Annotated in this window: 14 protein-coding genes and 3 pseudogenes; 3 read left to right on the top strand and 14 right to left on the bottom strand. The window is 43.1% G+C overall.

Going from position 1 to position 10,569, the window contains the following annotated elements:
• Positions 1 to 118 precede the first annotated feature (118 nt).
• On the top strand, positions 119 to 256 hold the full coding sequence (locus tag C5471_RS00085; protein WP_166295500.1) for a hypothetical protein: 138 nt from the start codon (positions 119 to 121) through the stop codon (positions 254 to 256).
• An 89-nt stretch (positions 257 to 345) separates the two neighbouring features.
• Positions 346 to 639, top strand: a pseudogene (locus C5471_RS00080) (IS982 family transposase); the annotation flags it as partial.
• A 23-nt stretch (positions 640 to 662) separates the two neighbouring features.
• On the opposite strand, the pseudogene C5471_RS00075 reads toward C5471_RS00080, so the two are convergent.
• Positions 663 to 950 (bottom strand): annotated as a pseudogene (locus tag C5471_RS00075) (ISAs1 family transposase); the annotation flags it as partial.
• A gap of 54 nt (positions 951 to 1,004) precedes the next feature.
• Here C5471_RS00075 and C5471_RS00070 point away from each other — a divergent pair.
• Complete coding sequence (locus C5471_RS00070) at positions 1,005 to 1,610, top strand: hypothetical protein (protein WP_133813638.1); 606 nt, start codon at positions 1,005 to 1,007, stop codon at positions 1,608 to 1,610.
• 87 nt (positions 1,611 to 1,697) lie between these two features.
• Here the strand turns inward: C5471_RS00070 and C5471_RS00065 are convergent, their stop codons facing one another.
• From C5471_RS00065 to C5471_RS00005, 13 genes and pseudogenes are all read right to left on the bottom strand, one after another.
• Positions 1,698 to 2,201, bottom strand: a complete 504-nt coding sequence (locus C5471_RS00065; RefSeq protein ID WP_133813639.1) for a hypothetical protein — start codon at positions 2,199 to 2,201, stop codon at positions 1,698 to 1,700.
• 76 nt (positions 2,202 to 2,277) lie between these two features.
• Entirely contained in the window at positions 2,278 to 2,775 is a 498-nt protein-coding gene (locus C5471_RS00060) for a hypothetical protein (RefSeq protein WP_133813640.1), read from the bottom strand.
• 106 nt (positions 2,776 to 2,881) lie between these two features.
• A complete protein-coding gene (locus C5471_RS00055; protein ID WP_133813641.1) occupies positions 2,882 to 3,580 on the bottom strand; it encodes a hypothetical protein in 699 nt (232 codons plus the stop codon).
• Complete coding sequence (locus tag C5471_RS00050; protein ID WP_133813642.1) at positions 3,573 to 3,932, bottom strand: hypothetical protein; 360 nt, start codon at positions 3,930 to 3,932, stop codon at positions 3,573 to 3,575. Before C5471_RS00050 ends, C5471_RS00055 begins: the two co-directional genes overlap by 8 nt.
• Positions 3,872 to 4,522 carry a PD-(D/E)XK nuclease domain-containing protein gene (locus C5471_RS00045; protein ID WP_133813643.1) on the bottom strand — a complete coding sequence of 217 codons (651 nt, stop codon included), beginning with the start codon at positions 4,520 to 4,522 and terminating at the stop codon, positions 3,872 to 3,874. Before C5471_RS00045 ends, C5471_RS00050 begins: the two co-directional genes overlap by 61 nt.
• Positions 4,523 to 4,690: 168 nt before the next feature.
• Positions 4,691 to 5,891: pseudogene (locus C5471_RS00040) on the bottom strand (integrase domain-containing protein).
• A 295-nt stretch (positions 5,892 to 6,186) separates the two neighbouring features.
• On the bottom strand, positions 6,187 to 6,516 hold the full coding sequence (locus C5471_RS00035; RefSeq protein WP_133813644.1) for a TA system toxin CbtA family protein: 330 nt from the start codon (positions 6,514 to 6,516) through the stop codon (positions 6,187 to 6,189).
• Positions 6,517 to 6,553: 37 nt separating this feature from the next.
• Positions 6,554 to 6,919, bottom strand: a complete 366-nt coding sequence (locus C5471_RS00030) for a type IV toxin-antitoxin system YeeU family antitoxin (RefSeq protein ID WP_133813645.1) — start codon at positions 6,917 to 6,919, stop codon at positions 6,554 to 6,556.
• A gap of 25 nt (positions 6,920 to 6,944) precedes the next feature.
• Positions 6,945 to 7,166: a DUF987 domain-containing protein gene (locus C5471_RS00025; protein WP_032680445.1), complete on the bottom strand. Its 222-nt coding sequence runs from the start codon at positions 7,164 to 7,166 to the stop codon at positions 6,945 to 6,947.
• Positions 7,163 to 7,705: a RadC family protein gene (gene radC, locus C5471_RS00020; RefSeq protein WP_133813646.1), complete on the bottom strand. Its 543-nt coding sequence runs from the start codon at positions 7,703 to 7,705 to the stop codon at positions 7,163 to 7,165. The genes C5471_RS00025 and radC overlap by 4 nt, the downstream gene beginning before the upstream one ends.
• Positions 7,706 to 7,717: 12 nt before the next feature.
• The gene (locus C5471_RS00015) at positions 7,718 to 8,161 is read right to left on the bottom strand and encodes an antirestriction protein (protein WP_133813647.1); all 444 of its coding nucleotides are present in this window, start codon (positions 8,159 to 8,161) and stop codon (positions 7,718 to 7,720) included.
• 30 nt (positions 8,162 to 8,191) lie between these two features.
• A complete protein-coding gene (locus tag C5471_RS00010) occupies positions 8,192 to 9,016 on the bottom strand; it encodes a DUF932 domain-containing protein (RefSeq protein WP_133813648.1) in 825 nt (274 codons plus the stop codon).
• 83 nt (positions 9,017 to 9,099) lie between these two features.
• Positions 9,100 to 9,519, bottom strand: coding sequence for a hypothetical protein (locus tag C5471_RS00005; protein ID WP_166295502.1), 420 nt, complete (start codon positions 9,517 to 9,519; stop codon positions 9,100 to 9,102).
• Positions 9,520 to 10,569: the final 1,050 nt, after the last annotated feature.

The following is a 10,569-nucleotide window of genomic DNA, read 5'->3' as shown; positions in this document are numbered from 1 at the left end:
AACCACGTCCTGCGGGCGTAATGCGTAAGGCTCCGGTCATCTCACCGTCTGGACCATGCACGCTACAACTTCCTTATCTTCATTTGGATACTGACACCATGAGCCACTTACCGTTATTATGCAGTGCTGGCTGTTGACCGGGATAGCATTGACGTCGCTGGTGACGGGAGTCTGTTTGATGCTTCACACTTACGAGGTTGATTTGTCAGCGGTTTATCACTGGCTGACCGCGTTACCGGCCAGAATAGCTAATTAACCCAAATTCTGGATAAGAAATTGACGTGAAGCCTGTTCCAGGAGCAATGTTTTGGTGCACATCTAAACAGCTCCGGGGAGGAACAGATCATGGACAACTTAGTTGAAATTTTCTGTAATGTCGATGATTTTTGCCACTTTTTTATCCCACAGTGGGAACAATTTTGTCTCGATAACGGATACCGTCTGCGCCGCAGGCAAGGTCATATGTATCCCAGTGAAATCATGACCATTTTGATCCGTTTTCACCTGTCACATTACCGTAACTTTAAAGCCTTCTATCTGGAATTCCTCTGGAAATATCACCACAATGATTTCCCTACCTTGCTCAGTTATACCCGTTTCGTCAGTGTCGCGCCTTTCGTTTTGGTGCCACTATGCAGTCAGGGCGGGATTCCACTTTGCTTGTTTTTCATCCGTGTGTGTTGTTTCAGAAGACTCAGACTGACCCGATTAAATAACGCCATATGTGCCGCTCCCACCGGATCACTTATGCTCAGTTCGTCTTCCCGGAAAACAACGTCGAGTATCCAGTGCAACTGATTTTCTATTCCCCAATGCGAGCGAATTGCTTTTGCTGCCTGCCCGGCATCTACCGACAAGGAACTTAAGTACCACCGTGAGTCACAATACGTTTTATTGTGCTCTGTTCGTTCACTCGCGACTTCTATTATCGTGTTGACTGACGGCCATTTCGCTTCTTGCATTACCACCGAACCTCAGCGTCTGTTGAAGCTAGCTGAGGTTCGGTGGTAATCAAGAAAAAATATGTTCCCCAGCGTAAGGCAGAGCCAGAAAAAGTGAAGCAATATCTGAATAAACGGATAGAGTTTTTCCTGAAAAAACATAATATCGATAAAAATAATAGAGTAGAAGTACGGACAGCTAAGCGTTTTGCATTAACTTATGCAGCAGGTGCTCTAGCTATTAAATATAAAGTATTACCATTCACTAAAAAAGCAGTAATGAATGGAATTTCTCGCTGTTATCTAGATGCTATGGCTTATTTGAATAAAGTTGAGACTAAACACTCCTCAGATAATATTTGTATACCTGATGAGTTGTTAAAGTTACTTTCTTTAGGTGATGTGTTTGATCTCGATGAAGAAAATTCACTTAATAGTGGTGAAATTAATCAACTATCTGTTTTTAAAAAGAAAATTGATAGTGTAGAAATGTTGGCTGTAAAAAGTGATATTTTAAAAGGAATTGAACCTGACCGTCAAAAACGTAATTTACTTCTGGAATATCTAGCTACACAAGGTATTTTACTGCGTGATGCTGATGGGAAAAATACGCGGGCTGTACGCAAAGGTGTGGGGCGGCGGTACTGTTTTGTGAAAAAAGATATTTAACTTAGCCACTTATTTGAGCGATAGTACCAGTACTATTACTGGTACTAATTTATCTTAATAGAAAGAATAGAGTAGCATAAGATAGCTTTATATTCTAAATCTGAACCTAGAACTTGCAGGAGCTTTAGATATAAAAGATGGTTGAGCCATTAAGGTTATATTTTCATCATTAATTCTTTTTATTATAGCGTTATGTTGAGGTACTAGTTTTTTGGCCATTCTATCTGATAGATTAGCCATATCTTTCCAGCGGTTATTGTATGTATCATAGCTTTCATCATATATTATTCTTAATAAATCCTCTGTAAACTCGCTACTTTCATTTTCATGTAGTTCTTTAGCAATATCTGTAGCAATATTATAAATATTTACAATTATCGAGTCATCTGTTTTTTTCTTATGGAGCTCATTTGTAGCCAGCCAAAAATATTCTTGATATAATTCCCCAAGTTTTAGCATGATTTTATATTCGGAGTTTCTAATTTTATTTTCCGTTTCAGATTTTATTTTTATTTTATGATTTATAATGGCTGCTATTATTGTTATGATAACTCCACTAATAAATCCAAAGGCGATTGAGTATAAATTCATTTAAATTCCTTTCTTTTTAAATCAGATGTCTTAATTGAAATGTAATAGCTCTATTTAAATAGAGCTATTATTTTAGCTAAACTAATTTTTTGGATAAAAGGTTTTCTGGAGTTGTGCGTATTCTATGTTTTTCATATAGTTCAATTTTTCTTTTATCAAGTAATCTTAGTAATGATACCTTGATAGTATCACGAGTTTTATTATCTTTATTCATAGATAAATTTAAATTAACAACATCTACGCTTAACTCTGAATTTGTGGAATCAATATCATGAAATTCATAGTTTATTCTACAAGTACCTTCATAATCAGAGTGGGTAAAATTGTAGTCGCATGCAATTTTATAAAGCTTTATATATTTATGATAGCTTTTATTTGAAACAAAAAATGTTGAGTGAATAGCTTTTCCTTTTAATTTTAGATCTTCAATTTTATCTTTCATCCATTTAAGATCATTCGGAGCTTTATCATCAAGGCCATCAGGAGAAAATTGTAAGTCCTTCGTGTCATTAAAATAAAGTTCATTTAATCGCCAATTAAATGAAAGTTCATGTAGGAATTCAACTCTTCCCATACAGGGCGAGAACACGAACGTTTTTTGAACTTAAATTGCACGTAACACAATCTAAATATAAACAAAAAACACTCAATTCAACGCTATTCAAGCATTGGGTAGTGCTTTATTTGAGCGATTTGTTCAAAATGCAGCCTTTCATGCTCTCGCCCTGTCTTCCCATATTATCAAAATCATGAAATCTAATTGAAAGAACTTTTTCTTCATCTACAATATGATTATCTTTTTTAAATTTTTTTATTATAAAATTTGTTAACCTATTACCAAATTCTTTAACCTCTTTGGATGAATGACAAAAATTTAGTTGAAGGTCTAATGTAGTTGCATCTTTGTTTAGCTCTATGTATCCTTTATGATAAGTTGTATTATCTCCCCAGTTTTTTGTTATGTCTTTTCTTTCAATTTCAAAGTCCAGCCTGACAATATCAGGATTTTTATTATCAGGTAGAGCAAATAATGGTTGAGATGATAATCTTACTGTTCCAAAGTTATCATCTAGTAATTCGTCAAAATCAATATCAGATTCTAAAGCATCAAATAGAGATGTGCTTGAAGACCACTTTATTTGCCTAGTTAGAATTTTGGGGTTGTCTTCCCTTGTTTTATAGGAACCCCTGAGTTCTATATATTCTTCAGGTGATAGTCCTGTTTTTATTAATGTATTTCCAAGTAATTTCTTATCTTCATTAGATGTAAATACTCCCCTTGCACGAAGGATATTCTTTAATTCATTAGGTTTAACATACTGTTGCCCTATAAGTTGACGTAAGTAGTCTCTGGTTGGCAGAAATATATTATCACTCATTGTACATACCTCTAACACCTAAATCGTTAAAAGTGCTAATGTCCACATTTATTTTAAGATCTGTAGGCATGCTCATCATTACATGATTTACATCAGATTTATGTTGTATTTTATTGTAATCAGGAAATATTATAAAATAATCTGTTGTCATTTCACTTGTAAATTCGCGTGCTGCATGAACATACATTTCCAAATTATCCTTGCTGAAACTATCTTTTGTGAAAATAATAAATTTTGGTTTTTTATCAATATGTGAATTATTATTTAAAACAAATGCTATGAACCTAGAGTTTATATATTCAACAGGTAATATCTTTGTTTTTCTTGTAAGTGACTTATCTGCATATCCCATAGATGTTTCAGATAAATAATAATACCAGTTATATTCTGGGAATTTTTTTCAATAAAATCCAGTATTTTAATGTGAAAATTTACTATTGCATTATCAATGATATAAATGTTTCCAAACTCAAAATCTGTATCTATTCTACAAGTAGATACTTTTTCAATAACATTATCATAAGTATTTTCATCGCAGGATATCCAAAATAAAACACCTGCATCATTTTGAGTAGAATATCCCTTAAACCGGCTTGTAATATCACGTTTTATTATTGAACGTTTAAAACACTCTAACCCAATTATCAAGTCATTTATATGTCCTTTAAACTTTGTTGTTGGTGAAGCTGGATACGCCTTTAATGTGTTTTTGCATGAAATATATACATTTTGTATTGTATGATATTCAACATTGCTCACATAGCTGAATAATTTGTCAATTCCGTGAGTCGTTCTTGGGGACTTTTTATTGGCAGAATGTTTATTCTTATATAAACAAGGTAAAGTTGTATCGGAAATAGATGCTCCCCATCCAATTCTATCAAAAAATGTATTGGCTATATTTTCGCCAACTTCACCCACATATCTAGATAATTCACCCATTAATTTATTCCTTGCTATATGAATAAATAATCATTCTAGAATGAAATAGAAGTAAGGTACAGGAACATATAGAAATTATACATGGTAGCTCGCTTTTATTTAGCATATAGTTATTGGAAATACTCAAGAAATCTTATTATTCAATCAGTGTATTAGGACTTTTTGAGTCTACCAGCTTTTTCCACAAACTCTCCCCCACCAATCCATCATTTCACGCCGTTGCTCAAGATAGATAGCTCGGTTATAAGCACGCCTTACTTCATTACTATCAATATGTGCTAAAGCAGCTTCAATCACATCAGGTTGAAATCCATGTTCATTCAATGCTGGTTGATGCAATGGAACGGAATCCATGTGCTACAAGGCGGCCTGCAAAGCCAACACGCTTAATAGCAGCATTAACAGTTTGGCTATTCATTGGCTTAGTATGAGGTGATTTCATACTAGGGAAAACATGCTCTCTATGACCACTTATTGGTTTCATGACCCCTAATATGGCTAATGCTTGAGAGGATAGTGGGATGATATGCTCTTTTTTTATCTTCATCCTATCTGGTGGAATAGTCCAGAGTTTATTATCAAGATCGATTTCACGCCACGTTGCTTCCGCTGCCTCAGTAGGGCGAGTCATAGTCAGCAATTGTCATTGTAGTAAACAATAGGTTTGTCTCTCAATGTTGACTCCTTGAATTGCAGCCATAACTCAGGGAGTTGCTCTGGTTTTAAAGCAGGTAAGTTTTTTACTACAGGGTTTTCAAATGCTGCAGTGATCTTTGCAGCCGGATTCGCATCAAGGTAACCAACGTTCACAGCATAAAACATCACTTCATTAAATGCGTTGGGCTACTCGCTTCACTGATTCGAGTTTTCCTTGGGCTTTTAGTGGTTCTAAAGCGGTGATAAAGTGACGTGCTTTTAATTCAGTGATCGCTGTATCACCAACATGGGGAAGAACATGTAATTCTAGAGAACGCCAAATATCTTTTAGGGTTGATTCTTGTAAGCTGGATTTACTTTTTACTTCAAACCAACGTTGAGCAATTTTTTCAAAAGTATTATTTTTTTCTTCAAATAGGCGTTGCTCTTCAGCTTTCTTATGTTCTTGAGGGTCGACACCTTTAGCTAGAAGTTCTCTAGCATTTTCACGTTTAAGCCTAGCATCTGAAAGACTAACGGTGGGATAGCTACCGAAGCTGACAAGTGCCCGTTTTTTAGTGATAGGTCGATAGTAGTTAAAGCGCCATATCTTTGAGCCTGTCGTTTTGATGAGCAAGTACAAGCCATTGCCGTCTTGTAGTGTATAGTCTTTATCCTTAGGTTTTGCTGACTTAAGCTTAGTATCACTAAGTGGTACTGTTGTACGAGCCATATAGTTATACGCCTTTTAGTTATACAGAAAGAATATAACTAATGATATAACTAATGATATAACTAAAATTTTTGCTTGTCACTGAGCATAAATGAGCTGGCGGAGTCTGAATTGGTTGTGTAACTTGTTGTTTAATTGCTTGTAATCTTCAATTCAATTTTCATTTTGGTCCCATTGTTGGTCCTAAAAGAAAATGTCAGGTTTTTTGCAGGGGAGGGAGGAGGTTACAGCAGGAGTCTCTTTGTCGGTGAGATTAGCATTTTGCTTTCCTTTAGTTTGCTCTGTATTTAAGCGTTTATTTCACGTTAGTTTTTAGCAAGCCGGTAGAGCGCCTTGCTCGCAGAATATCCACTACGGAAAGAAACGGGGTCTGCTCTTGCCACGAAAATCCCTTTCGGTCGATACGGACAAGCCCGTATTTTTCGACAAGAAAGTTCACCGCATCGCTGAGCGATACTCCAGCATCAATATGTTCCCGTATGGTGGTTTCATTACTGAACGGTGTGTCATTCAGCGTCAGGCCATAGTGCTGCGATAACAGATGAGTCAGCAGCCGTTGCCAGGTTTCAACGGGTGACAGATAGGGCTGAGTCGCCCGTGTCGGGTGTGATGATAAGGTTTGCATGATGTTTGCTCTATGAGTTTAAGAGATAAGCGTAGAGTTAATGGGGTTCAAGCTGGTCGGGATAAATAGCGATGTAGACATAACCACAAGAGCCGAGTGTATCGGCTTCGCAAGTCAGTCCATTGTGATATAGCGTGACGCAGTGCTCATGCCGGGGAGAGAGTTCTCCGCTGGTGAGCATCAGCTCCAGTTGCTTGAGTATCAACGTAAAGGCCTGATCCAGGTGTAGCGCGTCATCGTCGCTGAAAGCACCGTTGAATCCGGCCCGGTCAGCGAGAAAATGCACCCGGTTGCCTTCCTGCACCAGACGAGCGCCAAAACAGGGTGTGATCGTGCGCTTTAGTCCCCACTGCTGGCAGGTAAGATTCTCCGGTTTGGTACCGGATTCTGAGTGATTGTTCATTATTGTTCCTGATTAAAGGGAAGGATTAATTGAGAGTGACACTTCGAAGAATGACATAGGGACCATTGCGATCCTGACGGCGCTCAGCAAAGACGGCCAGAACGCCGCGTATGTCCTGAACTTCCCGGCCAGCATAATGGCAGATACTGCCAGACCATTTATATTTGCCGGTACAGAAGCGAAACAGTCGGGAGCCAGGATGTTGCCGGTACAGAGCCATGGCCTGGCGCTTACTGATGATTTTCATATCCAGCCTCGTTCTGCAAACGACACAATGCCATCCTGACCGACAACCAGGTGATCGAGCGTTTTCACATCAACCAGTCCCAGCACCTCCTTCAGTTTGTCAGTCATCTGGCGATCGGCTTTGCTGGGCTCCGGATCGCCGGATGGATGGTTATGCGCCAGCACGACAGCTGCGGCATTGAAGCGAAGCGCTGACTTCACTACCTCACGGGGATGGACCTGCACATGATTAACTGAACCGGCAAACAGTGTTTCGCTTTCCAGTAAACAGTGTTGGTTATCGAGATAGAGCACCATAAACACTTCCCGTTCTTGTCCTGCCAGCTGTAGCCGAAGCCAGTCACGGGCAGCAGTGCTTGAAGTAAAGGGTATACCGGGCTGGCGCAGATATTTATCCAGCAGATTGATAGCCCGGCGAATGGTCCGTTGGGCATAGGGTGTCAATCCGGAAGTCGCAGGGAGCAGGTAACCATGTTGTGCCAAAACCGTCAGCGGAAAGAGTTCAGGCTGCGATGGCACCGGGGATAATGCGGCATTCATGTTCGGCATTCCTCAGTCGATAAGATGCATAATGGCGCTGCATTCCGGATGGTTTAGCGCGTAGTCGCGTAAGCGATAATAGTGCTCAGTCATCGCGTCACACTCGGTGCGACAGGCGTGGTGGCTGTATGTCATCAGGCAGGAGACTATCCCTGCCGCTTCGCCAGTAAGTTCCGCGCCGTTGCCGTTCATGCTGTTGAACAATGTCCACTTCTCATCGCTCTCTGTCTCAGGAGCCATAAAAGCGCCGCCGTTGCTGAGCGTCGAGAAGTTCCAGATACCACCGTGATAATCGGTACACAGTCGATCCATCCAGGCAAAGATTTGGGACTCAAGCGTTATCCATTGCGGGATGGAACCAAAGTGCTGTGGGCAGAAGTCGATGCGTAACTCGTCAGGGACCACTGAGGCGGTAATTGCTGCCTGCTCAGTGAATTGAAGGTGTTGTGTATCCATTAAACTATCTCCTTATGCAGGAACGGTTGTTTAACGCCCGAAAAATTCGAGCATGTTTTCTGCCATAACCCACAGGGCGCGATTGAGCTTCACATCGCCGTCAATGCCGGTAACAGCACGGGTGCGGCTGCTTTTCCCCTGAGCGGTTCGCCCTGACAGACCTCCTTTCATCAGGTTCTCCTGCACGCGCTGGTATACGGTCCACAGGTCATCGCTGTAGTCCTCCCGGCGACGTGGGGTCAGCAACTGCGATACCGTGACCGGCTGGTGGTCCTCACCAAATCGATACTTCAGTGCGGCATTTGCCAGCGCGTGACGGGCCGGGGCTGGCAGCGCCAGCGACTGCATTGCATCGCGTTTCTCATCCACCCGGTCAAAGACCCCGAGCACTTCGTAAGCCCCTTCAATCACCTTCTCGATGACATTACCTTTATGCGGTACCCGCACTTCTCCGAATGACTGGTCGCAGACCAGACCGTTGGTACAGACGCCTCGAAATAGCCCCGGCAACATCTGGTAGCTTGATGAGCCGTCATGGCTGTTGAGAAGAATGATTTCCGGCACCTGATGTCCGGTCAGTTGACCGGCACGACGCAGGCGAAGCATGTGTTTGGTGTGCTCCCGCTTGCTCTGGTCGCGAACTTTTGTCTGGCAGGCAAAGAACGGCTCAAAGCCTTCACGCTGCAGGCTTTCGAGGATGGTGATGGTGGGAATATAGGTATAGCGTTCTGAGCGTGACTCATGTTTATCACTCCCGAATACGCTGGGGACATGGTTCATCAGCTCTTCATGGGTAAGCGCTCGGTCACGCCGTATCTGGTTAATGCGACCGAAGCGGCTGGCTAAACGGGTCATAACAGGTTCCTTAAATAGATAGAAAAAGCCACTCCGGAGAGTGGCCTGGTCGGAAGATAAAATGTCAAGGGTGAAGCAGATGGCTATGTCTCATTGTCTTGAGACGGGAGTGAAGTGGGGGACGGGTAATCCCAGACTTGACGTAAAAGTACAAGGATAATAGGCAGGTTTTGCCTCAAAAAACGGAGGTACTGTTCCTGGGTAAACCTTCGTCGGATGAATAAGGGAAAATGCAGGTATGCTTCACTGCACACAGAAAAAGCAAATGCGTCATCGCTGAGTCTTGCTTCTGCCAGCACCGCCAGCTCATGGATAACAATGCGCCTGACTAATTGTTGGTATGTTTTGTCCGGGGTTTTTATCAGGGGAGGAGTGTCTTCTGGTTCCGTCTCAGGTGCACATTTGGGTGTGCCGGGTAGCGAACCCCTCAGACCAGAGTGGCGAGTTTTTTTATCAGTTTTACTAGGCACAGTGTGGTCAGGCTGGCCCCTATCGTCTGACACACGACAGACTTGCTTCGCAGCAGTGTTATTCCGGCGACGCTGAAGACCACAGGCCAGGTAAGACCGGGTGATGTGGCCAGGGGTATTTTATCATCTTGAAGGTGACTGGCTTTCATGGGAATTCCATAAAGACCGGTATAGCAGGATGCGTATACCGGGTCAGGTGAGTGATTAAGGGAGATCGGCAGTCGCTATTTCTTCAGAGGTATTGGTGGTACCGCTGTAAACGCCTACGTATTCATTAACCGGATAGATAATCACAGCGTTCTTTTTCGGATCTTAGGGACTGCCCCGACACGACCATACTTTTTGACCGGGATTTTTTCTTTAATAACAACCTGTTAAAGAGCTACTTCGTCCCACCGCACTCACCGCCGCGAACCCAAAACCCCGATGTGCACTTTGCCGATTTTAGCTCGCTTTTTCCCCGATGTCAGTGCCGGGTTTCGCCCCGCTTTTCCTGCCCGAACCGGGTTTTATTGGGAACCCGTGGCGGCGGCGCAGCTTGCCTGCGCCGCTGACGCGGGTTGGCCGGGTGCGGGCTGGCGAAGCCCGCAGGTGACGCTGTTCAGCAGGGAAGCCCCTGGGGGCTGCACGGGGCGGAGATGGCGAGCACGGGGACGAGCAACGCAGCGTAGCGTAGTGCGAGCCGCGCGCAGCCAGTGCAGCGGGGGTGGGGCAGGGGGAATAAACTGCGGCCAGCCTGCTGGCCTGCCTTCCGGGCTGTTGACCTTGACGGACTCACCGACGACGATTTAAGGCAGATTTGGGCACCGGAGCCGCCACGGATGGCGGCGACTGCGGCGGTGGGCGCTAGCATTGAGGCTGACAGCAGCGGGCGCAGCCCGGTGCGCCTCTCGGGCTAAGAAGCTCAACCCGGCGGCCAGCCGCGCACCGTTGTTGAGGTCACCGCGCAGCGCCCATTGGTGGGCGGCGCCGACATAATGTTTGTTAAGCGCGGCGGGCCGTTCAGGCCCATTGCGCTTAATGCCACATTATGTTGAATGGTGGCTGACCGGCAACGATGCTGACAGAGGACACCGAAGTTCA

This window comes from Photorhabdus tasmaniensis (assembly GCF_011189505.1).
Taxonomy (GTDB): domain Bacteria; phylum Pseudomonadota; class Gammaproteobacteria; order Enterobacterales; family Enterobacteriaceae; genus Photorhabdus; species Photorhabdus tasmaniensis.
Note: the sequence above shows the minus strand (reverse complement) of the source record. Positions and strands in the feature narration are given on the sequence as shown.